The organism is Streptomyces sp. NPDC037273, assembly GCF_055603625.1.
In genome coordinates this window covers 394,827-421,422 of the sequence record NZ_JBVJVO010000002.1, presented here as the reverse complement: position 1 = coordinate 421,422, position 26,596 = coordinate 394,827, and the positions used below count along the sequence as shown (strand labels likewise).

General features: G+C 72.9%; 25 protein-coding genes. 7 read left to right on the top strand and 18 right to left on the bottom strand.

Translation table 11 applies throughout. From position 1 onward, the window contains the following. Positions 1–95: 95 nt before the first annotated feature. The 3 genes from glnII to ACZ7G1_RS07075 all read right to left on the bottom strand — a co-directional run bounded on the left by glnII (position 96) and on the right by ACZ7G1_RS07075 (position 3,847). Positions 96–1,127: a glutamine synthetase gene (gene glnII / locus ACZ7G1_RS07085; RefSeq protein WP_470881498.1), complete on the bottom strand. Its 1,032-nt coding sequence runs from the start codon at positions 1,125–1,127 to the stop codon at positions 96–98. 156 nt (positions 1,128–1,283) lie between these two features. Then, positions 1,284–2,441, bottom strand: coding sequence for an ARPP-2 domain-containing protein (locus ACZ7G1_RS07080; RefSeq protein ID WP_470881496.1), 1,158 nt, complete (start codon positions 2,439–2,441; stop codon positions 1,284–1,286). Next, a complete protein-coding gene (locus tag ACZ7G1_RS07075; protein ID WP_470881494.1) occupies positions 2,438–3,847 on the bottom strand; it encodes a hypothetical protein in 1,410 nt (469 codons plus the stop codon). Before ACZ7G1_RS07075 ends, ACZ7G1_RS07080 begins: the two co-directional genes overlap by 4 nt. A 177-nt stretch (positions 3,848–4,024) precedes the next feature. Here ACZ7G1_RS07075 and ACZ7G1_RS07070 point away from each other — a divergent pair, with 177 nt between their 5' ends. Beyond that, the gene (locus ACZ7G1_RS07070) at positions 4,025–4,972 is read left to right on the top strand and encodes a Gfo/Idh/MocA family protein (protein ID WP_470881492.1); all 948 of its coding nucleotides are present in this window, start codon (positions 4,025–4,027) and stop codon (positions 4,970–4,972) included. Here ACZ7G1_RS07070 and pdxR read toward each other — a convergent pair. Continuing rightward, on the bottom strand, positions 4,962–6,347 hold the full coding sequence (pdxR, locus tag ACZ7G1_RS07065; protein ID WP_470881490.1) for a MocR-like pyridoxine biosynthesis transcription factor PdxR: 1,386 nt from the start codon (positions 6,345–6,347) through the stop codon (positions 4,962–4,964). The genes ACZ7G1_RS07070 and pdxR overlap by 11 nt on opposite strands. 37 nt (positions 6,348–6,384) lie before the next feature. Next, positions 6,385–6,744, bottom strand: a complete 360-nt coding sequence (locus tag ACZ7G1_RS07060) for an arsenate reductase family protein (RefSeq protein ID WP_470881488.1) — start codon at positions 6,742–6,744, stop codon at positions 6,385–6,387. A 149-nt stretch (positions 6,745–6,893) separates the two neighbouring features. Between ACZ7G1_RS07060 and ACZ7G1_RS07055 the strand changes: the two genes are divergently transcribed. After that, the gene (locus ACZ7G1_RS07055; protein WP_470881486.1) at positions 6,894–7,169 is read left to right on the top strand and encodes a hypothetical protein; all 276 of its coding nucleotides are present in this window, start codon (positions 6,894–6,896) and stop codon (positions 7,167–7,169) included. A gap of 60 nt (positions 7,170–7,229) precedes the next feature. Here ACZ7G1_RS07055 and ACZ7G1_RS07050 read toward each other — a convergent pair whose 3' ends face one another. From ACZ7G1_RS07050 to glnA, 3 genes are all read right to left on the bottom strand, one after another. After that, a complete protein-coding gene (locus ACZ7G1_RS07050; protein ID WP_470881485.1) occupies positions 7,230–8,426 on the bottom strand; it encodes a cytochrome P450 in 1,197 nt (398 codons plus the stop codon). After that, positions 8,423–9,136 (bottom strand): cyclodityrosine synthase, encoded by a 714-nt coding sequence (locus ACZ7G1_RS07045; RefSeq protein WP_470881483.1) that lies wholly within the window; start codon positions 9,134–9,136, stop codon positions 8,423–8,425. The genes ACZ7G1_RS07050 and ACZ7G1_RS07045 overlap by 4 nt, the downstream gene beginning before the upstream one ends. Positions 9,137–9,364: 228 nt before the next feature. After that, entirely contained in the window at positions 9,365–10,789 is a 1,425-nt protein-coding gene (glnA, locus tag ACZ7G1_RS07040; protein ID WP_470881481.1) for a type I glutamate--ammonia ligase, read from the bottom strand. Positions 10,790–11,009: 220 nt separating this feature from the next. Between glnA and ACZ7G1_RS07035 the strand changes: the two genes are divergently transcribed. Then, positions 11,010–11,477, top strand: coding sequence for an RDD family protein (locus ACZ7G1_RS07035; RefSeq protein ID WP_470881479.1), 468 nt, complete (start codon positions 11,010–11,012; stop codon positions 11,475–11,477). A gap of 74 nt (positions 11,478–11,551) precedes the next feature. Here ACZ7G1_RS07035 and ACZ7G1_RS07030 read toward each other — a convergent pair whose 3' ends face one another. The 4 genes from ACZ7G1_RS07030 to lipB all read right to left on the bottom strand — a co-directional run bounded on the left by ACZ7G1_RS07030 (position 11,552) and on the right by lipB (position 14,682). Next, positions 11,552–12,256 (bottom strand): DUF4191 domain-containing protein, encoded by a 705-nt coding sequence (locus ACZ7G1_RS07030; protein ID WP_470881477.1) that lies wholly within the window; start codon positions 12,254–12,256, stop codon positions 11,552–11,554. A 10-nt stretch (positions 12,257–12,266) separates the two neighbouring features. Next, complete coding sequence (locus tag ACZ7G1_RS07025; RefSeq protein WP_470881475.1) at positions 12,267–12,482, bottom strand: SCO2195 family GlnR-regulated protein; 216 nt, start codon at positions 12,480–12,482, stop codon at positions 12,267–12,269. Positions 12,483–12,768: 286 nt separating this feature from the next. Further along, a complete protein-coding gene (gene lipA / locus ACZ7G1_RS07020) occupies positions 12,769–13,737 on the bottom strand; it encodes a lipoyl synthase (protein ID WP_470881473.1) in 969 nt (322 codons plus the stop codon). A gap of 135 nt (positions 13,738–13,872) precedes the next feature. After that, the gene (lipB, locus tag ACZ7G1_RS07015; protein ID WP_470881471.1) at positions 13,873–14,682 is read right to left on the bottom strand and encodes a lipoyl(octanoyl) transferase LipB; all 810 of its coding nucleotides are present in this window, start codon (positions 14,680–14,682) and stop codon (positions 13,873–13,875) included. A gap of 288 nt (positions 14,683–14,970) precedes the next feature. Between lipB and ACZ7G1_RS07010 the strand changes: the two genes are divergently transcribed. Further along, positions 14,971–16,446, top strand: a complete 1,476-nt coding sequence (locus ACZ7G1_RS07010; RefSeq protein ID WP_470881470.1) for a regulator — start codon at positions 14,971–14,973, stop codon at positions 16,444–16,446. A 40-nt stretch (positions 16,447–16,486) separates the two neighbouring features. On the opposite strand, the gene ACZ7G1_RS07005 is transcribed toward ACZ7G1_RS07010, so the two are convergent. Continuing rightward, positions 16,487–17,851, bottom strand: a complete 1,365-nt coding sequence (locus tag ACZ7G1_RS07005) for an NAD(P)/FAD-dependent oxidoreductase (protein ID WP_470881468.1) — start codon at positions 17,849–17,851, stop codon at positions 16,487–16,489. Between the two features lie 189 nt (positions 17,852–18,040). Continuing rightward, positions 18,041–18,961 (bottom strand): TIGR01777 family oxidoreductase, encoded by a 921-nt coding sequence (locus ACZ7G1_RS07000; protein ID WP_470881466.1) that lies wholly within the window; start codon positions 18,959–18,961, stop codon positions 18,041–18,043. Between the two features lie 39 nt (positions 18,962–19,000). On the opposite strand from ACZ7G1_RS07000, the gene ACZ7G1_RS06995 reads away from it, so the two are divergent. Further along, entirely contained in the window at positions 19,001–19,501 is a 501-nt protein-coding gene (locus ACZ7G1_RS06995; RefSeq protein WP_470881464.1) for a GNAT family N-acetyltransferase, read from the top strand. Here the strand turns inward: ACZ7G1_RS06995 and ACZ7G1_RS06990 are convergent. Further along, positions 19,491–20,174 (bottom strand): TetR/AcrR family transcriptional regulator, encoded by a 684-nt coding sequence (locus tag ACZ7G1_RS06990; protein WP_470881463.1) that lies wholly within the window; start codon positions 20,172–20,174, stop codon positions 19,491–19,493. The two genes, ACZ7G1_RS06995 and ACZ7G1_RS06990, sit on opposite strands and share 11 nt — an antisense overlap. A 120-nt stretch (positions 20,175–20,294) precedes the next feature. Here ACZ7G1_RS06990 and ACZ7G1_RS06985 point away from each other — a divergent pair, with 120 nt between their 5' ends. Next, positions 20,295–21,089, top strand: coding sequence for an SDR family NAD(P)-dependent oxidoreductase (locus ACZ7G1_RS06985; RefSeq protein ID WP_405853207.1), 795 nt, complete (start codon positions 20,295–20,297; stop codon positions 21,087–21,089). A gap of 90 nt (positions 21,090–21,179) precedes the next feature. Here ACZ7G1_RS06985 and ACZ7G1_RS06980 read toward each other — a convergent pair whose 3' ends face one another. Further along, a complete protein-coding gene (locus ACZ7G1_RS06980; protein WP_470881523.1) occupies positions 21,180–21,701 on the bottom strand; it encodes a DUF4240 domain-containing protein in 522 nt (173 codons plus the stop codon). Positions 21,702–21,800: 99 nt separating this feature from the next. On the opposite strand from ACZ7G1_RS06980, the gene ACZ7G1_RS06975 reads away from it, so the two are divergent. Then, positions 21,801–22,730 carry an SDR family oxidoreductase gene (locus tag ACZ7G1_RS06975; protein ID WP_470881461.1) on the top strand — a complete coding sequence of 310 codons (930 nt, stop codon included), beginning with the start codon at positions 21,801–21,803 and terminating at the stop codon, positions 22,728–22,730. A gap of 20 nt (positions 22,731–22,750) precedes the next feature. Here ACZ7G1_RS06975 and ACZ7G1_RS06970 read toward each other — a convergent pair whose 3' ends face one another. After that, a complete protein-coding gene (locus ACZ7G1_RS06970; RefSeq protein ID WP_470881459.1) occupies positions 22,751–23,713 on the bottom strand; it encodes a helix-turn-helix transcriptional regulator in 963 nt (320 codons plus the stop codon). Between the two features lie 34 nt (positions 23,714–23,747). After that, positions 23,748–26,453, bottom strand: coding sequence for a pyruvate dehydrogenase (acetyl-transferring), homodimeric type (aceE, locus tag ACZ7G1_RS06965; protein WP_470881458.1), 2,706 nt, complete (start codon positions 26,451–26,453; stop codon positions 23,748–23,750). Positions 26,454–26,596: the final 143 nt, after the last annotated feature.

The window sequence follows — 26,596 nt, the reverse complement described above, 5'->3', positions numbered from 1 at the left end:
GCCTTTGGCAGTCGAACATCGTGTCATCCATCCCACATGACGGAAAGGGCGCCCACCGTGTGAAACGGTGGGCGCCCCTTGCGGAGTGCTGGGGGTCAGACCTGGCCGGCCTTGGCGAGGGCCTCGCAGCAGGTGTCGACGATGAGGCGGGTGACGACGTAGGGGTCGACGTTGGCGTTGGGGCGGCGGTCCTCGATGTAGCCCTTCTGGTCCTGCTCGACCTGCCAGGGGATGCGGACCGAGGCGCCGCGGTCGGAGACGCCGTAGGAGTACTGGTCCCAGGGGGCGGTCTCGTGGAGGCCGGTGAGGCGGTCGTCGATGCCGGCGCCGTAGTTCTTGACGTGGTCGAGCGGCTTGGAGCCCTCGCCGAGGGACTCGCAGGCGGTGATGATGGCGTCGTAGCCCTCGCGCATCGCCTTGGTGGAGAAGTTGGTGTGCGCGCCGGCGCCGTTCCAGTCGCCCTTGACCGGCTTCGGGTCGAGGGTGGCGGAGACGTTGAAGTCCTCGGCGGTGCGGTAGAGCAGCCAGCGGGCGATCCACAGCTGGTCGGAGACCTCCAGCGGGGACAGCGGGCCGACCTGGAACTCCCACTGGCCGGGCATGACCTCGGCGTTGATGCCGGAGATGCCGAGACCGGCCTTGAGGCAGTTCTCCAGGTGCGCCTCGACGATCGGGCGGCCGTGGATCTCGTCCACGCCGACGCCGCAGTAGTAGCCGCCCTGCGGGGCCGGGAAGCCGTTGACCGGGAAGCCGAGCGGGCGGGTGCCCTCGAAGAAGGTGTACTCCTGCTCGATGCCGAAGATCGACTCCTGGGAGGCGTACTTCGTGGCGACCTCGACGAGCGCGGCGCGGGTGTTGGACTCGTGCGGCGTCATGTCCGTGTTGAGGACCTCGCACAGGACGAGGACGTCGTTGCCGCCGCGGATCGGGTCGGGGCAGACGAAGACCGGCTTGAGGACGCGGTCGGAGGCGTGGCCCTTGGCCTGGTTCGTGCTGGAACCGTCGAAGCCCCAGATCGGCAGCTCCTCGAGCGCGAGGGTCTCGCCGGCGATGATCTTCGTCTTGGAGCGAAGCTTCGCGGTCGGCTCGGTGCCGTCGATCCAGATGTACTCAGCCTTGAAGGTCACGGGTCTCATCCTTTGGCGTGCTGCTGCGGGGTTCCGTCGCGGCTCGCGGCACTGCGAGAAGCTGCGGTGTCTGCGCTGACTGCGCTGTTTGTGTTCGACCGCAGCTTCGCAACACGGGATTTCCCGTCGGTTGCCCGTTTGTGAACCCCGTGTTACTCAGCTTTCCCGATCTTCGCGCAGCCGCTGTGACACCACGTGCGCGTCGAGCAGCCCGCCGAGCCCCGCCGCTCCGATCCGCCGCACCAGCTCCGCGTACGAGGTGCCCAGCGCCTCCGCCGTCCGCCCCACGTGCCAGTCGTGCCGGTCGAGCAGCCGCAGCAGATAGCCCTTGCGGACCTGGCTGTCGGACAGCCGGAAGCTCTTCAGATAGGCCGTCCGCCCCTTGCGGTCGGTGATCACCTCGCCGATGTGCTGCTCCTGCCCGCCGCGCAGGAACGGCGGCAGGAACCGGTACAGACCGAAGGACCCCATCCGGTACACCCGCTCGAAGGCGTACGGAGTCTCCAGGAGGTCCCGCGCCATCAGACCGTCGTGCGCCACCGCCCAGGCCCGCTCCTGCTCGCGCGCCGCCGCCCGCAGGTCCGCCAGGGTGCGGATGCCGCCGGCCCCGTCGCGGATCCGCGCCGTGAACTCGCCCACCGGGGCGCCGTAGTGCGCGTACTGGTGCACCAGCTCCCCGTACAGGTCCTCCACCAGCGTCGGATGCAGGACCCGGTAGTCCTCCGGGTGCGGCACCACGAAGGCGGCGGCCAGCGCGTCGGCCACGTAGAGCAGCAGCCCGCACTGCCCCGGATGCAGCTCGAAGATCCGCAGCGCCTCCGCGAGCCCCGGCACCGACCACCCCGCGTACGCCGCCTCCGCGCGCGGCGAGAGCCCGCGCCGCACGGCCTCCCGCGACCAGTCGTCCCAGACCACCGAGGGCCCGCCGAAGTGCAGCGCGAGATATCCCTCCAGGGCGAGGTGCAGCGGCAGGAACCGCAGCCGCCGCTCGCCCTGGCGCCGCTTCGCCATCCGGTGCGGCCGCCGCACGGGTACGCTCGCCGGCGCCCCCTCCCCGCCGAGCCGCGTCCCGTACGCCGCCCGCTCCGCCCCGCCCCCCTCGCCCGTCCAGTCCGCGACGAAGCCGTGCGGGATGTACGAGGTGTACGTCGTCCGGTCACCGAGCTCCACGGAAGCCCCGCCCCACCCCTCGTACACCTCCCGGTGCAGCCGCAGCCCCGGCACCGGCTCGGCCCGCACCAGCGGCACCAGCCGCACCCCGCCCCACACCTGCGCCGGACGCACGTCGAGGCCGGTCAGATCGATCCGCGTCACGCCCCCGCCCCTTCCAGAAAACGCTCCACCCGCCGGTCCAGATAGTCCTTCAGCTCCGAGAAACCCGTCCGCCCCTCGGCGAACTGCGCGATCTCCACCAGCGCCGCCAGGTCCTCCGCGTCCCGGATGCCCGCCGTCGGCACGCTCGGCGCGAGCCGGCGCACGTCGAAACCGGTCGCGTCGTATACGGGGTTGAGGTGGACGACACTCGTCGCCCGCCCCGGATCCAGCCGCGTCCGCCACACCCGCAGCACCTCGCCCGCGAGGCCGGGCGGCGCGTTGTCCCAGCCGTCCGAGACGATCACCAGCCGCTCGGGCCCCGTCTCCAGGGCGTCCAGGATCCGCGCCCCCAGCGGCGTCGGGCCGTACGGCCGGACCAGCAGCGGATCGTCCCCGCCCGAGGTCCACAGCGGCGTGTACGCCCCCGGTGCCGCGAGCGCCTCGAGGAGGAAGTGGCAGCCCAGCGCGACCGCCAGCGGCCGGCGCCGCTTCACCGCCGACCCCGACGACGAGAAACTGTCGTCGAGCACCGCCGCCACCCGCCCCCAGCTTCCCGCGTACGGCCCCGCCGCACGCCGCGCGGCGGCCCGCAACGCGCCGGTGAGCTCGGCCCGGCGCTCCACCTGCTCACCGAACGGCAGCGCCAGGACGTACAGCGCCAGCCGCGTCAGCGGCATCGCCGAGAGGTCCGCCCGCGCGGCCGCGGCCCGGTCCGTCCTCAGCCGTTCGAGCCGGGTCATCCGGGGCGCGATCCGCTCCAGGAACACCGCGCGCGACACCCCGTGGCGCGCCGCGAACCCCTCCCCGACCGTGAACGGCAGCTCGTACATCGCGCCCTGCTCGTAACGCGCCCGCCGGTACGCGTCGAGGGTCGCGTTCCCGTACCGGACCCGCCGCCCCGGCGCGAACAGGAAGTCGCCCGTCTCCGGGTCCGCCGGCCGGCCGTGGACGTGCCGCAGGGCGGCCTTCACGCCCGCCCGGTACTTCACCGCGTCCAGCGCCGGATCGGGCCGCGCCGCCAGCCACGCGCGCACGATCGCGCGCGTGCGCCGGTTGTTGACCCCGGCCGCCCGCAGCGCGCCGAACAGCCGGTACACCCGCTGCGGCGGAAGCCGCGCGAGGCGTGCCGCGATCAGCCGCCCCTCGGCCCGCTTCCCCTCGACACCGTCCGCGTCCCCGGCGGAGCGCAGCAGCCCCTCGATGATCAGCGCGGCGTTGTGGTCGTTCACGTCGAGCGCGAGCGCGGCCGCGTACACGGGCCGGTAGTTGACCCGCACGTACTCGTGCAGGAACGACAGCGAGAACCGCTGCTCGGCGGCGGACGAGCGGAACTCCCGCTGCCCGGTCGCCGTCACCGCGGCGTTGACGAACAGCAGCACGTCCTCGGCCGCCACCAGCTCGGACACGGCCCTCCCCCTTCTGCCGGATGCCGGCCGGGGAATGAGGGCGCGAACAGCGAAGACGTTGCTTCAGAGGCAGGTTTCGGAAGTCGCGCCGGAGTCCCGCGGCCGGCCTGGAAACGCTAACCCGGGCGGGCCGGAACCCGCCAACGGGTTGTCGGTGGGGCGGGGCAGACTGGGGGCATGGCGAAGAAGGTGGGCGGGAAGCCCCGTATCGGACTGGTCGGCACAGGGCCCTGGGCGGTCAGGACGCATGCCCCCGCGCTCGCGGCGCACGCGGGGGCGGAGTTCAGCGGGGTGTGGGGGAGGCGTCCGGAGGCGGCGGGCGCGCTCGCGGAGGCGTCGGGGACGCGTGCGTACGACGATCTGGACGCCCTGTTCGAGGCGAGCGACGCGGTCGCGTTCGCGCTGCCGCCGGACGTCCAGGCGCCGCTGGCGGTGCGGGCGGCGGAGGCGGGCTGTCATGTGCTCCTGGACAAGCCGGTGGCCACGACGGTGGCGGGGGCCCGTGCGGTGGCCGAGGCGGTCGAGGCGGCCGGGGTCGCCTCGGTGGTCTTCTGCACCCTGCGGTTCGCGGAGCCGACGGCCCGCTGGATCGAGCGGCGGACGGCGGAGGGCGGCTGGTTCCTCGGCGAGGCGCACTGGCTGGGCTCGCTGTACGGCCCGGGCTCCACGAGCGCGTACGCGGCCTCTCCCTGGCGGCGGGAGAAGGGCGGCCTGTGGGACGTCGGCCCGCACGTCCTCTCGGTCTACCTGCCGGTCCTCGGCGACGTCACCGCGATCACGGCCGCCGCCGGCCCCGACGACACCCATCACCTGGTCCTGCGGCACACCTCGGGCGCGAGCAGCACCGCCACCCTCACCCTCAGCGCCCCGCCGGAGGCCGCCGAGGCCGCGCTCACCCTGTACGGCACGGCGGGCCGCTCCGAACTGCCGCGCTGGGACGGCGCGGTGACGGCTTTCGGCGCGGCCGTCGACGCCCTGATCGGCTCCGCCCGCACCGGCGAACCGCATCCCTGCGGCGCCCCCTTCGGCCTCCGCCTGACCGAGATCCTCACCGAGGCGGAGCGCCTCGCGTCCGGCACCCCGTCCGGCACCGTGCCCGGCTCCGCGTCCGGGCTCAGGGGGTGACGGCGGAGGCCAGCGCCGCGCACAGGGCGTCGAGGGCGGGGGCGTACAGGCGCTCCGGCGGGGTGGCGTAGCCGACGACGAGGGCGTCGGGGTGCGCGGGTCCCGGGGCGGAGGGGTGGCGGTAGGCGGCGAGGCCGTCGAGGGCGACGCCGTGCCGGGCGGCCGCGGCGAGGGCGGCGGGCTCGGTGCCGGGGGGCAGTCGGAGGACGGCGTGGAGGCCGGCGGCGATGCCCGTCACGCGGACCGGCGGGACGCGTTCGGCGAGGGTGGTGACCAGGCGGTCGAGGCGGCCCCGGTGGCGCTGGCGCATGCGGCGGACGTGCCGGTCGTAGGCGCCGGAGTCGAGGAAGTCGGCGAGGGTGAGCTGCTCGGTGGCGGAGCCGTACGGCTCGCGTTCGCCCTTCGCGGCGACGACGGCGTCGACGAGCGCGGCCGGGAGGCACATCCAGCCGATGCGGAGCGCGGGGGAGAGGCTCTTGCTGACGGAGCCGAGGAGGACGGTCCGCTCGGGGTCGAGGCCCTGGAGGGCGCCGACCGGGCGCCGGTCGTAGCGGAACTCGCCGTCGTAGTCGTCTTCCACCACGAGCCCGCCGGAGCGCCGCGCCCATGCGAGGACGCCGGCCCGCCGTTCGGGGAGGAGGGGTCCGCCGGTGGGGAACTGGTGGGCGGGGGTGAGCAGGACGGCGCCCGCGCCGGGCGGGAGCTCCGCGACCCGGGCACCGCCCTCGTCGACGGGCACGGGGAGGGTGCCGACCCCGGCCTCGGCGAGGAGTCCCCGGTGGAAGGGCAGCCCGTAGGCCTCGACGGCCCAGGGGGTCCGCGGTCCCAGGACGCGGGCGAGCAGCCGCAGCGCGTGGGCGGTGCCGGAGCAGACGACGATCCGTTCGGGCCCGGTCCGTACGCCCCGCGCCCGGGCGAGGTAGGCGGAGAGGGCGAGGCGGAGCTCGATCCGGCCGCGCGGGTCACCGGTCCCGAAGGCCTCGTGCGGCGCCGCGGTCAGTGCCCGCCGCGCCGCCGCGAGCCAGGGCCCGCGGGGGAAGGTGGCGGGGTCGGGCTTGCCCTGGACCAGGTCGTACGGTGCCGGTGGCGGCGCGGCCGGCTGTACGGGGCCGGGGGCGGGCGCGGCGACGCCGTCGGCGACGCGGGTGCCGGAGCCCTGGCGGGCGGTCAGCCAGCCCTCGGCGACCAGTTCGGCGTACGCGTCGGCGACGGTGTTGCGGGCGATCCCCAGGTCGGCCGCGAGCGAGCGGTACGGCGGCAGCCGTGTCCCGGGGGCCAGCCGCCCGCCCCGTACGGCCTCGCGCAGCGCGGTGGTGAGGGCCGCCCGCCGGCTTCCGCCCGCGGTGAGGTCCAGATGCAGATCGTTCCCGAGCACGTTGTCCTGGCTCCGTGTCAGCTTCCGGGCCCCGGGGTCAGCGGGACAGGGCGTCCCGTACGGCCTCGTCGGTCCTGCCGACGACGGCCGTGCCGTCCTCGGCCGTGATGATGGGCCGCTGGATCAGCTTGGGGTGTGCGGAGAGCGCCTCGATCCACCGCTCGCGGTTGGCCTCGTCGCGGGGCCACTCCTTCACGCCGAGCTCCTTGGCGTCGGCCTCCTGGGTCCGTGTGATGTCCCACGGTTCGAGCCCGAGCCGTTCGAGGACCCGCCGGATCTCCTCCGGCGAGGGCACGTCCTCCAGGTAGCGGCGCACGGTGTAGTCGGCGCCTTCGGCGTCGAGCAGGGTGAGGGCGCTGCGGCACTTGGAACAGGCGGGATTGATCCAGATCTCCATGCCCCACACGGTACCCCCCAGACCTCCCGCCACCACCCCCCAAACCCCATCTGGCCAGGGGCGATTGTCAGTGGGGGTCTCTAAAATAGGGGGTGAAGGTGAGGGTCCCGGGGAGGGCTCTCGCCGTACCGTTCGCCAGGAGGTAGCCCATGGCTCTCGCCGTGATCCGCACGCCGTCCATCGAACCCTGGAAGCCCCTCCAGCGGAAGCCCCTGCCCGCGGGCCGGCCCCGTGAGTGGTATGTGACGCACAACCGGCGCCTCAAGGCGATGCGCCTCGCCATCGCGCTCCTCGACGCGGGGGTCTACCTCCCGTCGAAGGCCACCAACACGGCCATACGCACCACGGCCGAGGCCATCGGCATCCACCCGCCGTCCGACACCACCTGCCGGATGGTCCGTGCCCTGATCCGTTACGGCCGCTGACACCGGAGGTGCGCTGCCCGGACGGGGTCCGGGCAGCGCTGTCGTGGCAGGGGGCCGCCCTTACCAGGCCACCGGCAGGCGCTCGGGGAGCCGCTTCATGAAGTTGGTGCGCCACACCAGCTGTTCGACCGGCACCGCGAGCCGCAGTTCCGGCAGCCGGTCGAGGAGCGTCTCCAGGGCGATCTCGGCGTGCCGCTTGCCGAGCGCCGTCGCCGGGCAGTAGTGCCGCCCGCCGCCGAAGGAGAGGTGCTCGGCGGCGTTCTCCCGGTCCGGCCGGAAGGTCAGCGGGTCCGGGAAGTGCTCCGGGTCGTGGTTGGCGGCTTCCACGAGCACGAGGACGAGTTCACCGGCCCGCACCTCGACGTCGCCGAGGCGTACGTCCTCCAGGGCGAGCCGCGGCAGCCCGTCGCCGATGGACAGGTTCACCCGGAGCAGTTCGTCCATGGCCCCGGCGACGGCGTGCGCGCCGCCTGCGGTCAGGGCCTCGCGGACGTCCGGCCTGGTCAGGACCGAGACCAGGGCCATGGTCAGGAACCCGGCGGTGGAGATCACCCCGGCGCCGAACAGGGTCACGCCCACCGTCGCCAGCATCTCGTCCGTCAGGTGCGCGTACTCGGGGTCCTCGCGCAGCGCCGCGAGCTCGGCCATCAGTCCGCCGGTCGCCGGGTCGTCGAGGCGCTCGGTCATATAGGCGATGTCCCGGTCCCAGTTGAGGCGGGCCGCCTCGATCTCGCGGGGCGCGTTCATGAACGCCACGTCCAGGCTGCGCAGCAGCCGCGGCCCGTCCTCCTCCGGGATGCCCAGCATCCGGCAGTGCAGCCCCGCCGAGTACGGATCGGCGTAGTCGGCGCGCAGTTCGCCGGGCGCCCCCTCGGCGACCAGCCTGTCGAGCAGGGACGTGGCCCGCGCCCGCAGCCATTCCTCGAGGCCGGGTGCCTTGGGGTTGATGGCCTTCATGACGGCCTTGCGCAGCCCGGCGCCGGTGATGTTGCCCATGTTGTTCACCACGTGCGGCGGGATCGTCAGCGCGTACTGCCGGGGCACTCCCGGGGCCGAGGTGTCCTTGAGGCTGAACCGGGGGTCCTCCAGGACGTGCTTGCACAGCTCGTACGAGGAGACCAGCCAGGCCTCGGCGCCGGCGATCGTGCGGACCTTGCGGACCGGCTCGGCGCGCAGCGCGTCGATCTCGGCGGGCAGCCGGGTGCCGTCCCAGTCGAAGGGGAAGGCCGGCGGTTCGTTCGTCATGACCATGGTCATCGCGCGTCTCCTTCGACAGGCGTGAGGATGCCGTGCCCCTGGTTGCGGGAGGCACGCAGCCCGGTGCCCCGGGCGTAGAGCAGATCGGCGAGGGGCAGGGCCTGGTGGTAGCAGTTGAGCGAGGAGGGCACCCCGAGGATCGCGGGGGTGTCCAGGAAGAGCGGCACCTCGGCGCAGATGTACGCCCGGCACACGTCCTTCTGGAGCGCGCTCGCCTCCTGTCCCGGCGTCAGCTTCCCGGCCAGGAAGATCCCGGTGAGCGCGTCGCAGGTCTCGCGTACCACCGGATCCCCGTCGACGGCCGCCACGACCTGACGGTGCAGCTCCTGGTACGCGGGGAGGGTCTGGAACTCCGACATCCCGCGGGCCCGCACCCGCGTGCCGGTGGGATCGGCCTCGGTGGCGGCGGCCCCGACCTTGGCGCGCACCCCCCGGAGGTTCTTGACGGCCTTGCGTCGGGCCTCGTCGGCCCCGTAGCCCAGGGCCTCGTACATGTCGGCGACATGCAGATCGGTGTAGACGAGATCGACCTGTTCGAAGTGGTCCGTGCCCCAGCGCGTCAGCTCGCGCAGCCGCTGGGCGGTGAAATAACTGTTTCCCGGAGAGACGCCGATGACCACGTGTGCGCCTTCGTCGGCGATGACACGGCAGTGGTCGGTGTACGGCTGGAGCCGGAGCGTCTCTGCGGGGGCGAAAGCCGCCTGAGTCACGTAGGCAGTCCTCATCGCGCCAGCTAGTCCCAGCGGAGCCCTGTGCTCCGGGTGTGGCGGCGGCGACGACGACACGCTATCGACCGGTCGCTGAGCGTGAACACCCTACTCGTAGGTACGCGCGATAGTTCGTCAGCTGTTCGCATTGCCGTGATCTTGGCGTGAAAAACGGCGACGCCCGCCGCCCCCACACAGGGGGCGACGGGCGTCGGAAGACCGCGGTACGGCTTAGAGGTCGAAGTAGAGCTCGAACTCGTGCGGGTGCGGGCGCAGCTGGATCGGGGCGATCTCGTGGGTGCGCTTGTAGTCGATCCAGGTCTCGATGAGGTCGGAGGTGAAGACGCCGCCGGCCTGGAGGTACTCGTTGTCGTCCTCGAGGGCGTTGAGCACGGCCTCCAGGTTGGTCGGGACCTGCTGGACGTTGGCGTGCTCCTCGGGAGCGAGCTCGTACAGGTCCTTGTCGATCGGCTCCGCCGGCTCGATCTTGTTCTTGATGCCGTCGAGGCCCGCGAGGAGCAGCGCCGAGAAGGCGAGGTACGGGTTCGAGGACGGGTCCGGCGCGCGGAACTCGACGCGCTTGGCCTTCGGGTTCGAGCCCGTGATCGGGATGCGCATGGCGGCGGAGCGGTTGCGCTGCGAGTACACCATGTTGACCGGCGCCTCGAAGCCCGGGACCAGGCGGTGGTACGAGTTCACCGTCGGGTTGGTGAAGGCGAGCAGCGACGGGGCGTGCTTGAGGATGCCGCCGATGTAGTAGCGGGCGGTGTCCGAGAGGCCCGCGTAGCCGGTCTCGTCGTAGAACAGCGGGTCGCCGTTCGACCACAGCGACTGGTGGACGTGCATGCCCGAGCCGTTGTCACCGAAGATCGGCTTCGGCATGAAGGTCGCGGTCTTGCCGTTCCGCCAGGCGACGTTCTTGATGATGTACTTGAACAGCATCAGGTCGTCGGCCGAGGCCAGCAGCGTGTTGAACTTGTAGTTGATCTCGGCCTGGCCGGCGGTGCCGACCTCGTGGTGCTGGCGCTCGACCTGGAGGCCGACGTTCTCCAGCTCCAGGGACATCTCGGAGCGCAGGTCGGCGAAGTGGTCGACCGGCGGGGCCGGGAAGTAGCCGCCCTTGTAACGGACCTTGTAACCGCGGTTGTTCTCCTCCGCACCGGTGTTCCAGGCGCCGGCCTCGGAGTCGATGTGGTAGAAGCCCTGGTTCGCCGAGGTCTCGAAGCGCACCGAGTCGAAGACGTAGAACTCCGCCTCGGGGCCGAAGTAGGCGGTGTCGGCGATGCCGGTGGAGGCGAGGTACGCCTCGGCCTTCTTCGCGATGTTCCGCGGGTCGCGGCTGTAGGCCTCGCCCGTGATCGGGTCGTGGATGAAGAAGTTGATGTTCAGCGTCTTGTCGCGGCGGAAGGGGTCCACGCGGGCCGTCGACAGGTCGGCGCGGAGCGCCATGTCGGACTCGTGGATCGCCTGGAAGCCGCGGATCGACGAGCCGTCGAAGGCGAGTTCGTCGGACGGGTCGAAGGCCGTCGCGGGGATCGTGAAGTGCTGCATCACGCCCGGAAGGTCGCAGAACCGGACGTCGACCATCTTGACGTCGTTGTCCTTGATGAACTTCTGGACCTCGTCGGCGTTCTGGAACCCGTTGGTCTGGGACATCCCACTCCTCCTACTCCCGGCCCGGGGAGGGGCGGGGTTTGCAGCGGTCGTGCGGCCAGTGCGGTGGCACACGCTGGACCCGACCATAGGCAGACGGGATTTCTCAAGCATGACCCATTTGTTTCGTCGAAGTTAACCGGGGTGGGTGTCGCCGCGCATGTCGGAGCCGTATCCGCACCCGGGCCGAAGTGATCAAAAACGGGCGCAGTACCGTGGTCGGGTGGACAACAGGCAAGCACTCGGATCTTGGCTCTCCGGCCCCCGCGCGGCGGCCGAGGACGCAGGCGTCGACTTCGGTTACCGCGGTCAGCAGCTGGGGCTGCCGGAACAGGGCCCCGGCTCCATCGCCCGCCCCGGACGGCGCCTCGGCGCCCTGGCCGTCGACTGGGCGCTCTGCCTGCTGATCGCATACGGCCTGATCACCGACGGCTACAACCAGGCGACGGGCAACTGGGCGCTCGGCATTCTGCTCGTCCTGAGCGTGCTGACCGTCGGTACCGTCGGCTCGACCCCCGGCAAGCGCCTCTTCGGCCTGCGGGTCGTCTCCGTGAACGGCGGCCGCCTCGGCCTCGGGCGCGTCGCGATCCGCTCCGCGCTGGTCTGCCTCGCCCTCCCGGCCCTCATCTGGGACCGCGACGGCCGCGGCCTCCACGACCGCCTCTCCGGCGCCGTCCAGGTCCGCATCTGACCCACGCGCACGAGACGCGCGCATGAGGAAGGCCCCGGACCGCTCGGTCCGGGGCCTTCCTCGTCGGTTTCGGGTCAGCGCATCTTTCCGCCGCGCGGCATCCGCATGCCCTTGGGCATCGGACCCTTCGGCAGCGGCATGTTGCTCATCAGGTCGCCCATCGCCCGCAGCCGGTCGTTGGCGGCGGTCACCTGGGGGCCGGTGAGCATCCGGGGCATCTTGAGCATGGTCGTACGGATCTTCTTCAGCGGCACCTGGCCCTCGCCGTCGCCGACGATGATGTCGTGCACCGGCACGTCCACCACGACGCGGCTCATGCGCTTCTTCTCGGCCGCGAGGAGGGTCTTGACCCGGTTCGGGTTGCCCTCGGCGACCAGCACGATGCCGGCCCGGCCGACCGCGCGGTGCACGACGTCCTGGCTGCGGTTCATCGCGACCGCGGGGGTCGTGGTCCAGCCGCGTCCGACGTTCTGGAGCACCGCCGCGGCAGCGCCCGGCTGGCCTTCCATCTGTCCGAAGGCGGCGCGCTCGGCGCGCCGTCCGAACACGATGGCCGCCGCCAGGAGCGCCAGGACGAAGCCCAGGATGCCCAGATAGACCGGATGACCGATGAGGAAGCCGATCCCGAGGAGGACACCGAGTACGACGATGCCCACGCCCGCGACGACCAGACCGACCTTCGGGTCGGCCTTCCGGGTCATCTGGTACGTGAGGGCGATCTGCTTGAGTCGCCCTGGGTTCGCAGCGTCAGCGCTGCCCGTGTTTGCCTTCCTCGCCATGTCCTGAAGTTTACGTGGCCCGCGAGGTACGGCCGGACGCGGCCTCCATCACATGCTGGGCCTCGACCCGGTCCTTGGCGCGGCGGCGGTCCTCCAGGACGGAGTTCCAGGCGTTGCGCCGGGCGGTGCGCTGTCCGGCGCCGAGGAGCAGGGCCTCCACGGCCTTGAGGGCGTCGGTGACGGACGGGAGCGCGGTGACGCGGACGTGCGTCGATGCGGCCGGCATGTCGGGTCCTCTCTCGATGGCGGGTGAGACGAGGTGGGGGGATGCGTGCGAGCGGTGGCGGTGCGTGAAACCAGGCTCACAGATCGGTGTTACCAGGGCGTGACCCGGTGGTCAAACACTGGTGAAACGTTGATGCGGCCGGGCGCGGCGCCCGGAGACGACGGTGCGGCCCGTACGCCCCCGCTGAGCTGCGGGGCCGTACGGGCCGCACCGGATCCGGCCACTACCGACCGGTAACTGCTTGTGCTCGGATTCACACGCGGCCGGGGAGGCCGCGCGGGTCCGCTCAGACCGCCTGGGTGGCGTTGTCCACCGCGCCGCGCTTCTCGATCGCCTGCTGGAAGAGCCGGCCCGCGCGGTACGAGGAACGGACCAGCGGGCCCGACATCACACCGGAGAAGCCGATCTGGTCGGCCTCCTCCTTGAGCTCCACGAACTCCTGCGGCTTCACCCAGCGCTCGACGGGGTGGTGCCGGACGGAGGGACGCAGGTACTGGGTGATCGTGATGAGCTCGCAGCCCGCCTCGTGCAGCTGGCGGAGCGCCTCGCTGACCTCCTCGCGGGTCTCGCCCATGCCGAGGATCAGGTTCGACTTCGTGACCAGACCGTAGTCGCGGGCCTGGGTGATGACGTCGAGGGAGCGCTCGTAGCGGAAGCCGGGACGGATGCGCTTGAAGATCCGCGGGACGGTCTCGACGTTGTGCGCGAAGACCTCGGGGCGCGAGTCGAAGACCTCCTTCAGGAGCTCCGGCACCGCGTTGAAGTCGGGGGCCAGCAGCTCGACCTTGGTGCGGCCCTCGGCGCGGTCCGCCGTCTGCTGGTGGATCTGGCGCACGGTCTCCGCGTACAGCCAGGCGCCGCCGTCCTCCAGGTCGTCGCGCGCGACGCCGGTGATGGTGGCGTAGTTCAGGTCCATCGTGACGACCGACTCGCCGACGCGGCGCGGCTCGTCGCGGTCGAGGGCCTCGGGCTTGCCGGTGTCGATCTGGCAGAAGTCGCAGCGCCGGGTGCACTGGTCACCGCCGATGAGGAAGGTGGCCTCGCGGTCCTCCCAGCACTCGAAGATGTTGGGACAGCCCGCCTCCTGGCAGACCGTGTGCAGGCCCTCGCTCTTCACGAGGCTCTGCATCTTCGTGTACTCCGGACCCATCTTCGCGCGGGTCTTGATCCACTCGGGCTTGCGCTCGATGGGGGTCTCGGCGTTCCGGACCTCCAGGCGCAGCATCTTGCGTCCGTCGGGGGCGACTGCGGACACATCGGCTCCTGTAGCTTCGATTCTTCGGCGCACACCAGGGTACGCCGTTGGTTCCCATGCCTTACTACGTCTGGCCAACCTCTGGCCACTGCCCCGCATTCCTCCGGGGCTCCTCGCGGTTCCTCCGGGGCTCGCTCAGGCGGAGGCCGGCTCCGCCGGGCGCTCGATCACGCGCGGCTTCGGCTCCGCGCCTTCCAGGACCTCCCGCAGATGGCGCTCCACGACCGGCAGCACCTCCTCGATCGTGACGTCGCGGCCCAGCTCGTTGGCGAGCGAGGCCACGCCGGCGTCCCGGATGCCGCACGGGATGATCCTGTCGAACCAGGTGTTGTCCGGGTTCACGTTGAGGGCGAAGCCGTGCATGGTGACGCCCTTGGCGACCCGGATGCCGATGGCGGCGAGCTTGCGGTCCTCGCGGCGCTGGCCGGCGTTGGACGGCGCGTACTCGGGGCCGTTCAGGCGCGGGTCGAACTCCTCGTCCGTCAGCCGCGGGTCGAAGTCGAGCGAGAGGCCGCCGAAGGACGGCCGCTGCTCGATCGGATCGCCGAGGACCCAGACGCCGCTGCGCCCCTCGACCCGGGTCGTCGCCACGCCGAACTCGGCGGCCGTACGGATCAGGGCCTCCTCCAGGCGGCGGACGTGCGCGACGACGTCCACCGGGCGGGGCAGCTTCATGATCGGGTAGCCGACCAGCTGGCCCGGGCCGTGCCAGGTGATCTTGCCGCCGCGGTCCACGTCCACCACGGGCGTCCCGTCCAGGGGGCGCTCGCTCTCCGCCGTGCGCCGGCCGGCCGTGTAGACCGGCGGGTGCTCCAGGAGCAGACAGGTGTCGGCGACCTCGTCGGCGAACCGCGCGGCGTGCACCTCGCGCTGCTTGTCCCACGCCACCTGGTATTCGACGGCTTCGTCGCCGAACCCAAGGCGGACGAATCGCAGCTCACTCACGGCCATGCCTCCTCCTGGGTGCCGGGGTCCGGGGACCGGGGATCATCCCGGGCCGGCTCGGCACCATGCGTCATTCGCGCCCATGCCACTGTACGGCGGCCTCGCGGACACCCCTCCGGCAGGTGACCGGGGGTGCCTACGTCAGCGATGCCGTCAATCCTCACACGATCGGATGAATGTGGGGCGAAGCTGGCGGTACGGGCCGTGAAGACCGCTAAATTCACGCCGTTCCATGAGGGTCCGACGGGGCTGCCGCCCGGACCCGGAAGGCAGGAGACCGCACAGCTGATGACGGAACGACCACCGCAGCGCATCCCGAACCGCCAGCTCGCCGCGCTCATCGCCGAAGCCGGGTTCTCCAACGCGGGCCTCGCCAGACGGGTCGACCAGCTCGGTCTCGAACACGGCCTCGACCTGCGGTACGACAAGACCTCCGTCACCCGCTGGCTCCGCGGCCAGCAGCCGCGCGGCACCACCCCCGCCCTCATCGCCGAGGTCTTCACCCGCCGCCTCGGCCGCCGGCTCTCCGCCCAGGACCTCGGCCTCGACGCCTGCGCCCCGGTCTACGCGGGCCTGGAGTTCGCCGCCACCCCCGAGGAGGCCGTCGACATCGTCAGCGGCCTCTGGCGCAAGGACTCCGGCAGCCACGCCGAACTCCGCAAGATCGCCTTCACCCCGGCCGGCCTCGTCGTCCCCAGCCGCGACTGGCTCATCGGCCGCGCCGACGACCGGGTGGCGCGCGGCGAACCCTCCCCCCTCGCCCCCAGGACCCCCGCGGGGGCTCCTCCGCACGACCCGCGCGTCCCGCCCCAGGGCCGCTTCTCCGTGCCCCGCCAGCGCGGTACGGACAGGGGGCCGGGCCAGCGGGTCTCCAGTGGCGACATCGCCGCGCTCCGCTCCGTCGGCGAGCTCTTCCGCACCCTCGACCACGCCTACGGCGGCGGCCACGCCCGACAGGCCCTCGTCCGGTACCTGGAGCACGAGGCCGAGCCCATGCTGCGCGGCACCTACGGCGAGTCCGTCGGGCGCCGGCTCTTCGCCGCCGTCGCCGACCTCACCCGGCTCGCCGGCTGGACCTCGTACGACATCGCGGCCCACGGCCTCGCCCAGCGCTACTTCGTCCAGGCGCTCCGGCTCGCCCAGGCCGCCGGCGACCGGGCCTACGGCTCGTACGTGCTCCTCACCATGAGCTGCCAGGCCGTCTACCTCGGCCACGGGCGCGAGGCCGTCCAGCTCGCCCGGGTCGCCCAGCAGGGCGTCGGGCCCGCGGCGCCGCCCGTCGTGCAGGCCATGCTGCACGCCATCGAGGCCCGCGGGCACGCCGTGCTCGGCGAGGCCCGCGCCTGCAGCGCCTCCCTCGTCCGCGCCGAACGCGCCCTGGAAGCCGCCCGGCCCGGCGACGAGGTGCCCTACTGGGCCCGGATGTTCGACGAGGCCCAGCTCGCCGACGAACTCGGCCACTGCCACCGGGACCTCCAGCAGTACCGCCCCGCCGCCCAGCACGCCGAGCGCGCCCTCCAGCTCCGCGCCCCGGGCTTCGCCCGCAGCCGCCTCTTCTGCCGGGTCGTCCTCGCCACCTCCCGGCTCGCCCTCGGCGAACTCGACCAGGCCTGCGCGCTCGGCGCCGAGGCCGCCCAGCAGGCCTCCGAGATGCGCTCCGCCCGCGCCGTCGAATACGTCCGCGACTTCGAGCGCCGCCTGGAGCCCTACCGCGACGCCGCCCCCGCCCGCACCTACCGGGACCGGGTCTCCGCCCTCGGCTGAACCCCCGCCCCGAAGGGCGGAGGTCCGGCGGCCCGGAGGGTCAGGCGGCCTGCCGGGGCAGCGGGTGGGCGTGGCCGAGGTCGGCGAGGAGCGAGTCGGCCGCGCGGTGGGCGGAGTCGAGGGCGCCGTGCACGGTCCCGGCCCCCCGGTGGTCGCCGCAGACGTACAGGCCGGCCAGGAGACGGACCGAGCGCCGCGCGTCGTGCGGCGGCGGCATCGCCGGGACGGCGTCGGGCGTGTGGTGGAGGCCGAGGAGCTCCCAGTCGTCGGTGGACGTGCCGTACAGCGTGGCGAGGTGCTTGCGGACCCGCCGCTCGGTGTCGTCGGGCGGCGTGCCGAGCACCGTCGAGGTGACGAGGGCGCGGCCCGCCGGCGCCCGGCCGGGGTCGACCGCGCTCATCACGGCCGTGTGGGCCACCGGACCGCCCGGGTCGGACTCCAGGATCAGGGTGGGGTCGGCGGTGGGCGCGACGGGCGCGGTGTGGTGAAGGACCGTCACCGGGTGGAAGGCGGGCGTCCGCAGCCCCGGCAGGAGCGCGGCGGCCGACCGCGCCCCGGTCGCGAGGATCATCGAGCGACAGCCGAAGACCCCGTGCTCCGCCGTGGTGACCCGGGAGACGGACGCCTCGGTGACCCGGACGCCGGTCCGGACGGTGCCGGGCGGCAGGGCGGCGGCGAGCCGCTCGGGGAGCGCCGCCGAGCCGCCCTCGGGGACGGCGAGCCGGCCCCGGGCGAAGGCGCGGAGCGCGAGGTCCGCCTGGCGGCTGGACATGCCGAGGTCGGGGTCGGCGAGGAGCGCGGCGAGCAGCGGCCGCAGGACCCCCTGGACGGTACGGCCGGGCAGCCGCGCGGTCAGCGCCTCGCGGGCGGTCCGGTCGGGGCGGGCGAGCAGCCGCTGCGTCGGGGTGGCGGCGAGCCGGACGAGGGACGCGCCGAGCCGCGCCTGGTCGAGCGAGGCGGCCGGATGACGGGGGGCGCTCGCGAGGGCGCGTGCCACGCTGAACGCTCCCCCCACGCTCCGGTGGCCCCCGGCCCGGGCCCCGCCGGGCGTCCGGCGCGGGTGCGGCGCGCCCCAGCGCGCGTACCGGCCGTCGGTGTGGACGAGCACCCCGGGGCCGAAGGGGCGCAGCGCGAGGCCGTCCAGCCCCGGTGTCGCCCGCAGTTCCTCGTACGACAGGGTGAGCAGCGGCCCGACCCGGTCGAGGAGGAAACCGTCGACGGAATCGGTCGCCAGCCGGCCTCCGGCCCGCGGCCCCTGTTCCAGGACGGCGACGGAGAGTCCGGCGCCGGTCAGCCGGTGGGCGGCCGCGAGGCCGGCGATGCCGGCTCCCACGATCACGACGTCGACGTCCTCCACGACGTCCGTACGCTGTGCGTTCCTTGTGCTGTTCACGCTGCTGAGCACGTGCCCCTCCCCAGGTCGGCGCGGCGTGTAGGGAGGCCTATGCCCCCAACAGGCCTCCGGAATGCCCGAGTTCGCCGTTCGTGTCGAGCCTAGGCAGCGCTCCCACGGGTGACAGCCGCGCGCGGCGGGGTGCGTGCGGCACGGGGGAGCGCAGAGGCGCGGGGAGGGTGCGCCGGTGGGGGGCGGGGGTCAGCGGAGGGCCGCGCGGATCGAGTCGTCGATGCCCGGGAAGGCGAAGTCGAAGCCGGACTCCAACAGGCGCCCCGGCAGGACCCGCTGACTGCCCAGCACGTCCTGGGCGAAGTCGCCGAGGACGACCTTGAGGGCGGGCGCGGGCACGTGGAAGAGGGCGGGGCGGCGCAGTACCCGGCCCATCGCGGCGGTGACCTCGCGGTTGGTGACCGGGTCGGGGGCGGTGAGGTTGACCGGGCCGACGACGGAGGGGGTGTCGACGAGGTGGCGCAAGGCGGCGACCTCGTCGTGGAGGGAGATGTGGGACCAGTACTGGCGGCCGTCGCCCATCCGTCCGCCGAGCCCGGCGCGGAAGAGCGGGAAGAGCCGTCCCCAGGCCCCGCCCTGGCGCGCCACGACCAGGCCGGTACGGGCGTAGGTGACGCGGATGCCGGCCTCTTCGGCGGGGGCCGCGGCGGCCTCCCACTCCACGCACACCTCGGGGAGGAAGCCGGTGCCGGCGGGGGCGCTCTCGTCGACGGCGCGGTCGCCGGTGTCCCCGTACCAGCCGAGGGCGGTGCCGCAGACGAGGGTCTCGGGCGGGTTCGCGAGCGAGGCGAGGGCCTGGGCGACGGCCGTGGTGCCGAGCACCCGGCTGTCGCGGATCTCCCGCTTGTAGGCCTCGTTCCAGCGGCGTTCGCCGACGCCGGCGCCCGCCAGGTGGACGACGGCGTCGACGCCGACGAGCCCGGCGGCGTCGACGTACAGCCGCTTCGGGTCCCATTCGACCTCGTCGGCGGCCGCGGCGGGGCGGCGGACGAGGCGGAGGACGTCGTGGCCGTCGGCGCGCAGGGAGCGCACGAGGGCGGAGCCGATGAGCCCGGAGGCGCCGGTGACGGCGATTCGCTTGCGGGTTGCGGAGCGCTGCATGGGCACCATCCTGCCTCTTCCGGCCCGGCACGTGGCACAGTGGCCGGCATGATCGCGCCGGAGACGCACATACGCACCGCGGGACCCGACGACGAGCACGCCCTCGGCGCGCTCGACCGGGACACCTGGTCGACCCTGCACGCCGTGCAGCCGCGCCCGTCGGAGCCGTATCCGCCGTTCTTCGACGACCGCCACGTGCCGGGCGACTACCTGGTCGCGGAGCGCGGGGGAGAGCTCGTCGGCTACGTCCGGGTGGTGCCGCCGACCCCGCTGGCGGTCAACGCGCACGTCCGCCAGATCCAGGGCCTGGCCGTCGCCGGGTCCGCCCGGGGGAAGGGCGTCGCGCGGGCGCTGCTCCGGGCGGCGATGGACCGGGCGCGGGAGGAGGGCGCCAACCGGATCACCCTGCGGGTGCTCGGCCACAACGCGCCCGCCCGCGCGCTCTACGAGTCCGAGGGCTTCGCCGTCGAGGGCGTGCTGCCGGGGGAGTTCCTGATCGGCGGGGTGTACGTGGACGACGTCCTCATGGGCCGGTCCCTCACCCGCTGACGCCCGGGTCGAGCAGCCGCATGCCACCCGTCAGTTCGCGCAGGCACCGGACCGCGAGGGCGGCGGGTGACCCCTCGCCCCGCACCGGCGGCTCGCCGTCCGGTCCGTCTCCGGCGTCGGTCCCCCGCTCCGCCCAGCTCTCCAGCGCGATCCGGATCGCGTCGGTGGCGGCCGCCGCGGCGAGCCGCACCTCAAGGGGGTCGGCGCCGGGGCCCGCGAGGGCGGCGACGACCTCGCGGAGCCGCTCCTCGGACTCCTGGTTGACGCGGTACCAGACGGCCCGGAGCGCGGGGTCCTCGGCGGCCGCGCGCAGCAGTCCGCGCGTCCAGCGCAGGCCTTCGGCGGCGGCCTCGCCCTCGGGGGTGAGGGAGTCGGCGATGGATTGTTCGAGGAGCCCCCGGAGGCCGGTGCCCGCCTCCGGGCCGCCTGCCGCGAGCTGCTGCCGCCAGCGGTCGGCGCCGCCCGCGAGGAGCGGGGCCACGGCGTCCTGCTTGGAGCGGAAGTAGCGGTAGAAGGTGCGCAGGGCGACCCCGGCCCGCTGGGCGATGTCCTCGGCCGTGGTCCCGTCGGGGCCGCGCTCGGTGAAGAGCTCGGCGGCGGCGCGGGCGATGTCCAGCTGGGTGGCGGCCTTGCGGCGCTCCGTCAGCGTCGGGGAGGGGGGCTTGGTGCTCACCGTACGAAGCGTACGCCCGCGCGCACTCGAAGTGCACACCGTGCAGATATGGCAAAACGTGCCATCCAGGCGTACGGTGTCAGCGTTCCGCCGAAAGCTTGACATCGAGAGGTTGTCGCCATGAACCAGCTGACCCGTTACGAAGGACGCCGCGCCCTCATCACCGGCGGCGGCTCCGGCATCGGCCAGGCCACCGTCCTGCGCGTGCTCGCCGAGGGCGGCCGGGTCGTCGCCGCCGACATCAGCGAGGACGGCCTCAAGGACACCGTCGCCAAGGCCGGCGACGCCGCCGACCGCCTCACCACCGTCGTCGTGAACGTCGCCGACGAGGCCTCCGTACGGGCCGGCGTCGCCGCCGCCGTCGAGGCGCTCGGCGGCCTGGACGTCCTGGTCAACGCGGCCGGCATCCTGCGCTCCTCGCACACCCACGAGACGAGCCTCGACTCCTTCGAGCAGGTGATCCGGATCAACCTCACCGGCACCTTCCTCGTCATCCGCGAGGCGATCCCCGCCCTCCTGGAGGGCAACGGCTCCGCCGTCGTGAACTTCTCGTCCACCTCGGCGATGTTCGCCCACCCCTACATGGCGGCCTACGCGGCCAGCAAGGGCGGCATCCAGTCCATGACCCACGCGCTCGCCGCCGAGTACGCCAAGCAGGGCATCCGCTTCACCGCCGTGCAGCCCGGCTCCATCTCCTCCGGCATGACCGACGGCACTGGCGCCAGCCGCCAGAGCGTGGGCCCCGGCCTCCCCGAGGACGCCGACTTCTCCCTCTTCATGAAGCTCGCCCCCGCCCTCGGCCAGGGCTTCGCCGGCCCCGAGACCGTCGCCGGCGTCGTCGCGATGCTCGCCAGCGAGGACGGCAGGTTCATCACCGGCACCGAGGTCCGCATCGACGGCGGCACCCACTTCTGATCCGGCCTCTTCCGGTCCGGCCTCTTCCGATCCGGCCCTGAGAACGCGCGCGGATCCCGGGACCCCCTCCTCCGGGATCCGCGTCCGCGTTCACACCGCCCCGAAGCGCTCCCACAGCCGGGGGAAGCGGGCCGCGAGCTTGTCGTCGTCGGCCAGGTCGAGGGGCGTGCCGAGGGGCTCCCCGCCCGGCACCGGGATGCCGAGGTCCGGGGTCTCGGCGCCGGTCAGCGCCTCGTAGGCCTCGTCGGCGGCGAAACCGATCTCCTCGCCGTCCCCGTCGATCTCCACGTCGAAGTCGTCCAGCAGCTCCGCGAGCGCGTCCGGGTCGTGCACGGCCCCCTCGTACACCTCCCGGCCCTGGCCGATCAGCCAGCAGCGGAAGGAGTCGAAGGTCTCGTCGCCCGCCCCGTCGAAGAGCACGGCCGCCGCGCCCCACAGGTCCCACAGGTACGCGCGGTTGAAACGGGCCTCGAAATGGCGCGCGTAATCGAGCACCGAGTCGGGGTCGAGGCGGGTCAGCCGTTCCACGAGCAGATCGGCCTGCTCCTCGGGATCGCCCTCGGCGTCCTCCCGGCTGGCGTCGATGATCTCCCAGAACTCGGTCTCGTCCATCACGGGACCAGCATCCTGCCCAGGCGAGCGCGACGCACCCGGAAACCCCGAAAGGAAACCGGACAGAAGATGTCGTACTTTCCTGGCAGCCTGGTCAGCATGACGACCGAAACGACTGAGACCACACCCCTGCGCGGACGGATCTGCCTGGTCGCCGGGGCCACCCGGGGCGCCGGACGGGGCATCGCCGTCCAGCTCGGCGCCGCCGGAGCCACCGTGTACGTCACCGGGCGCACCACCCGCGAACGGGCCAGCGAGGTCGGCCGGACGACCGAGACCATCGAGGAGACCGCCGAACTGGTGACGGCCGCCGGCGGCGAGGGCATCGCCGTCCCCACCGACCACCTCGACCCCGGACAGGTCCGCGCCCTCGTCGACCGCATCGACCGCGAGCGGGGCCGCCTCGACGTCCTCGTCAACGACGTGTGGGGCGGCGAGCACCTGCTCGCCTTCGGCAAGAAGACCTGGGAGAACGACCTCACCGGCGGCCTGCGCATGCTGGAGCTCGGGGTGCGGACCCACGCCATCACCTCGCACACCGCGCTGCCGCTGCTCATCCGCAACCGGGGCGGACTCGTCGTCGAGGTCACCGACGGCACCGCCGACTACAACGGCACCCGCTTCCGCGAGAACCTCTTCTACGACCTCGCCAAGAACGCCCCCCTCCGGATGGCCTTCGGCCTCGGCAAGGAGCTGGCGGAGTACGGCGGCACGGCGGTCGCCCTGACCCCCGGCTGGCTCCGCTCCGAACAGATGCTGACCGCCTTCGGTGTCACCGAGGAGACCTGGCGCGACGCCGTCGCCGAGACCCCCGACTTCGCGATCTCCGAGTCCCCGGTCTACGTCGGCCGGGCCGTCGCCGCCCTCGCCGCCGACCCCGCCCGGCACCGCTGGAACGGCGGCTCGCTCTCCAGCGGACGGCTCGCCCGCGAGTACGGCTTCACCGACGCCGACGGCTCACAGCCGGACGCCTGGGGCTTCATCACCGCCGGCGAGACGGGCAAGCCGGACGTGGCCGACTACCGCTAGGGCCGCCGGCGCGGCACCCGTCAGCCGTACAGTGCGGCCAGGGCGCGCGCCGCCTCGCCGAAGCGCTCGCGGAGGGAGGCCGGGGACAGCACCTCGGCCTCCTGGCCGAGGGCGAGCAGCTGGGAGAGGGCGACCTCCTCGCTCTCCACGGGGAGCGTCACCGTCACCCGGCCGTCCTCCCCGGGCGTGCCCGCCGACAGGGCCTGCTCGGCGGCCGCGCGGTCGGTGACGTACGGCAGCCTGCGGGCGCCGGGCCCCGTGAGCCGTATGACGACCTCGGCGCGCAGGATCGAGCGGGCGAACTCGGCGGCGCGCTCGGCCCAGAAGGCCGCCAGGTCGAAGTCCTCGTCGCGGACGAAGCGCTCCTCGGTGAGCGCGACGGCGGTGAAGCGGTCCATCCGGTAGGTGCGGTACGCCGTGCCGGAGCGGGCGCACAGGTACCAGACGCCCGCCTTGAGGACCAGACCGTACGGAGCCAGGTGCCGCTCCACCTCGCGGTCGCCGCGCCGATAGCGGACGTCGAGCATCCGGTCGTCCCAGACGCCCTCCGCGACCGGCGGCAGCAACTCCGGGGTCTCCGGCTCCTGGTACCAGCCGGGCGCGTCGAGCAGGAAGCGCCGCGCCGCCGACTCGGGGGCGTCGCGCAGCGAGGGCAGCAGCGCCGCGGAGACCTTCAGCCGGGCCGCCGAGGCCGCGTCCTCCAGGCCCATGTCCCGCAGCGCGCCCGGCAGTCCCGACAGGAACAGCGCCTCGGCCTCGCCGCGGGCGAGCCCCGTGAGCCGGGTCCGGTAGCCGCCGACCAGCCGGTACCCACCGTGTCTGCCCCGCTCGGCATACACCGGAACCCCCGCCTCCGAGAGGGCGAGGGCATCACGGGTGATGGTCCGCTCCGACACCTCGAGTTCGGCGGCAAGTTCGGCCGCCGTCATCGAGGGACGGGACTGGAGCAGGAGGACCATCTTGATCAGGCGGGCGGCACGCATGAACCCATCATGCGTGCCCCCACCGACAGTCGGCCTAGAGGCCGTAGCGCTCGCGCGCCTCCTTCACGGCCGTCGCGCGGACCGCACCACGGCGGGCCAGCTGCGCGAGGGCGGCGACGACGATCGACTGGGCGTCGACGCCGAAGTGGCGGCGGGCCGCGTCACGGGTGTCCGAGAGGCCGAAGCCGTCGGCGCCCAGCGAGGTGTAGTCCTGCTCGACCCACTGCGCGATCTGGTCAGGGACCTGGCGCATGTAGTCGGAGACCGCGAGGACCGGGGAGTCGACGCCCTCCAGGGCCTTGCGGAGGTACGGCACCCGCTCCTCGCCGCGCAGGAGGGCCGCGTCGGCCTCCAGGGCGTCACGGCGCAGCTCGGTCCAGGAGGTCGCGGACCACACGTCGGCGGCCACGCCCCACTCGGCGGCGAGCAGCTTCTGCGCCTCCAGGGCCCAGTGGATGGCGGTGCCGGAGGAGAGCAGCTGGATCCGGGCGGCGTTCGCGGGCACGTCGAGACCGGCGGACTCGGCCGTGTTGAAGCGGTAGAGGCCCTTGACGATGCCCTCGTCGATCCCGGCCGGCTTGGCCGGCTGCGGCATCGGCTCGTTGTAGACCGTCAGGTAGTAGAAGACGTTCTGGTCCTCGCCCTCGGCGGCCTCGCCGTACATCCGGCGCAGACCCTCCTTGACGATGGCCGCGACCTCGTAGGCGAACGCCGGGTCGTAGGTCAGGGCCGCCGGGTTGGTGGCCGCGATGACGGGGGAGTGGCCGTCGGCGTGCTGGAGGCCCTCACCGGTCAGGGTCGTACGGCCGGCGGTGGCGCCGACGAGGAAGCCGCGGCCGAGCTGGTCGCCGAGCTGCCACATCTGGTCGGCGGTCCGCTGCCAGCCGAACATCGAGTAGAAAATGTAGAAGGGGATCATCGCCTCACCGTGCGTGGAGTACGCGGTGGACGCGGCGATGAAGTCGGCCATCGAGCCGGCCTCGGTGATGCCCTCGTTGAGGATCTGGCCGTTCTTGGCTTCCTTGTAGTACATCAGCTGGTCGCGGTCGACCGGCTCGTACGTCTGGCCCTTCGGCGAGTAGATGCCGAGCGACGGGAAGAGCGACTCCATACCGAAGGTACGGGCCTCGTCGGGGACGATCGGGACCCAGCGCTTGCCGGTCTCCTTGTCGCGGACCAGGTCCTTGACCAGCCGGACGAAGGCCATCGTGGTGGCCATCGACTGCGAGCCGGAGCCCTTGTCGAAGGCGGCGAAGGACTTGTCGGCCGGGGCCGGCAGCGGGGCGATCGCGTGGGTGCGGCGGGCCGGGGCCGGGCCGCCGAGCGCCGCGCGGCGCTCCTGGAGGTAGCGGACCTCGGGGGAGTCGGCGCCGGGGTGGCCGTAGGGCACCTGGCCGTCGACGAACTGCGCGTCCGAGATCGGGAGTTCGAGAAGGTCCCGCATGTTCTTGAACTCGTCGGTGGTGAGCTTCTTCATCTGGTGGTTCGCGTTCTTCGACGCGAAGCCCTCACCGAGGGTGAAGCCCTTGACGGTCTGCGCGAGGATGACCGTCGGCGCGCCCTTGAACTCCACGGCTGCCTTGTACGCGGCGTACACCTTGCGGGGCTCGTGGCCGCCGCGGGAGAGGTGGAAACACTCCAGGATCTTGTCGTCGGACAGCAGCTGCGCCATCGCGGCGAGCGCCGGGTCCTTGCCGAAGAAGTCCTGGCGGATGTAGGCGGCGTCGCGGGTCTGGTACGTCTGGACCTGCGCGTCCGGCACCTCGCGGAGGCGGCGGACGAGGGCGCCGGTGGTGTCGAGCGCGAACAGCTCGTCCCAGGCGTTGCCCCACAGGGACTTCACGACGTTCCAGCCGGCGCCGCGGAACTGGGCCTCCAGCTCCTGCACGATCTTGAAGTTGGCGCGGACCGGGCCGTCGAGGCGCTGCAGGTTGCAGTTGATAACGAAGGTCAGGTTGTCCAGGCCCTCGCGGGCGGCCAGCGCGAGCGCCGCCGTCGCCTCGGGCTCGTCCATCTCGCCGTCGCCGAGGAAGGCCCACACGTGGGACGCGGAGACGTCCTTGATGGAGCGGTTCGTCAGGTAGCGGTTGAAGCGCGCCTGGTAGATCGCGGAGAGCGGGCCGAGGCCCATGGAGACGGTGGGGAACTCCCACAGCCAGGGCAGCCGGCGCGGGTGCGGGTAGGAGGGCAGGCCCTCGCCGCCGGACTCCTGCCGGAACTTGTCGAGGTGCGCCTCGGTGAGGCGGCCGTCGAGGAAGGCGCGGGCGTAGATGCCGGGGGAGGCGTGGCCCTGGATGAAGAGCTGGTCGCCGGAGCCGTCGGCTTCCTTGCCCTTGAAGAAGTGGTTGAAGCCGGTCTCGTAGAGCCAGGCCGCGGAGGCGAAGGTGGCGATGTGGCCGCCGACGCCGTACTTGGAGCCGCGGGTGACCATCGCGGCCGCGTTCCAGCGGTTCCACGCGGTGATCTTCCGCTCCATCTCCTCGTCGCCGCCGAAGGCGCCGATGGACGGCTCGGCGGAGGTGGGGATGGTGTTGACGTAATCGGTCTCCAGCAGCTTGGGCAGGGCCAGGCCCGCGCCCTCGGCGTGCTGGAGCGTGCGGCGCATCAGGTAGGCGGCCCGGTGAGGGCCGGCGGCCTTGGTGACGGCGTCCAGGGAGGCCGCCCACTCGGCGGTCTCCTCGGTGTCACGGTCCGGGAGCTGGTCGAGCTCGCTCGGAATCTTGCCTACGGGATCGGTCATGATCGCCGCCTTCCGGACAGATGGGGGTGGAGATAAAGGGGCCTTGTCTGGCAGGACAGGGCGAAGGGCCGGGTGACGGCCCGCCGAAGACTGTAAACCGGCGATCGATGATCGATCAAAGGGTTGAAGGGGAAAACCTCTTC

What these genes read in the sequence shown, in the direction of transcription:
- ACZ7G1_RS06970 (WP_470881459.1), bottom strand. Translation starts at nt 23,713, where the DNA reads ATGCGTGCCGCCCGCCTGATCAAGATGGTCCTCCTGCTCCAGTCCCGT.
- ACZ7G1_RS07070 (WP_470881492.1), top strand. Translation starts at nt 4,025, where the DNA reads ATGGCGAAGAAGGTGGGCGGGAAGCCCCGTATCGGACTGGTCGGCACA.
- ACZ7G1_RS07025 (WP_470881475.1), bottom strand. Translation starts at nt 12,482, where the DNA reads ATGCCGGCCGCATCGACGCACGTCCGCGTCACCGCGCTCCCGTCCGTC.
- ACZ7G1_RS06975 (WP_470881461.1), top strand. Translation starts at nt 21,801, where the DNA reads ATGACGACCGAAACGACTGAGACCACACCCCTGCGCGGACGGATCTGC.
- ACZ7G1_RS06995 (WP_470881464.1), top strand. Translation starts at nt 19,001, where the DNA reads ATGATCGCGCCGGAGACGCACATACGCACCGCGGGACCCGACGACGAG.
- ACZ7G1_RS06985 (WP_405853207.1), top strand. Translation starts at nt 20,295, where the DNA reads ATGAACCAGCTGACCCGTTACGAAGGACGCCGCGCCCTCATCACCGGC.
- glnA (WP_470881481.1), bottom strand. Translation starts at nt 10,789, where the DNA reads ATGTCCCAGACCAACGGGTTCCAGAACGCCGACGAGGTCCAGAAGTTC.
- ACZ7G1_RS06980 (WP_470881523.1), bottom strand. Translation starts at nt 21,701, where the DNA reads ATGGACGAGACCGAGTTCTGGGAGATCATCGACGCCAGCCGGGAGGAC.
- ACZ7G1_RS07060 (WP_470881488.1), bottom strand. Translation starts at nt 6,744, where the DNA reads ATGGAGATCTGGATCAATCCCGCCTGTTCCAAGTGCCGCAGCGCCCTC.
- ACZ7G1_RS07000 (WP_470881466.1), bottom strand. Translation starts at nt 18,961, where the DNA reads ATGGTGCCCATGCAGCGCTCCGCAACCCGCAAGCGAATCGCCGTCACC.
- ACZ7G1_RS07055 (WP_470881486.1), top strand. Translation starts at nt 6,894, where the DNA reads ATGGCTCTCGCCGTGATCCGCACGCCGTCCATCGAACCCTGGAAGCCC.
- ACZ7G1_RS07050 (WP_470881485.1), bottom strand. Translation starts at nt 8,426, where the DNA reads ATGACCATGGTCATGACGAACGAACCGCCGGCCTTCCCCTTCGACTGG.
- ACZ7G1_RS07030 (WP_470881477.1), bottom strand. Translation starts at nt 12,256, where the DNA reads ATGGCGAGGAAGGCAAACACGGGCAGCGCTGACGCTGCGAACCCAGGG.
- aceE (WP_470881458.1), bottom strand. Translation starts at nt 26,453, where the DNA reads ATGACCGATCCCGTAGGCAAGATTCCGAGCGAGCTCGACCAGCTCCCG.
- ACZ7G1_RS07010 (WP_470881470.1), top strand. Translation starts at nt 14,971, where the DNA reads ATGACGGAACGACCACCGCAGCGCATCCCGAACCGCCAGCTCGCCGCG.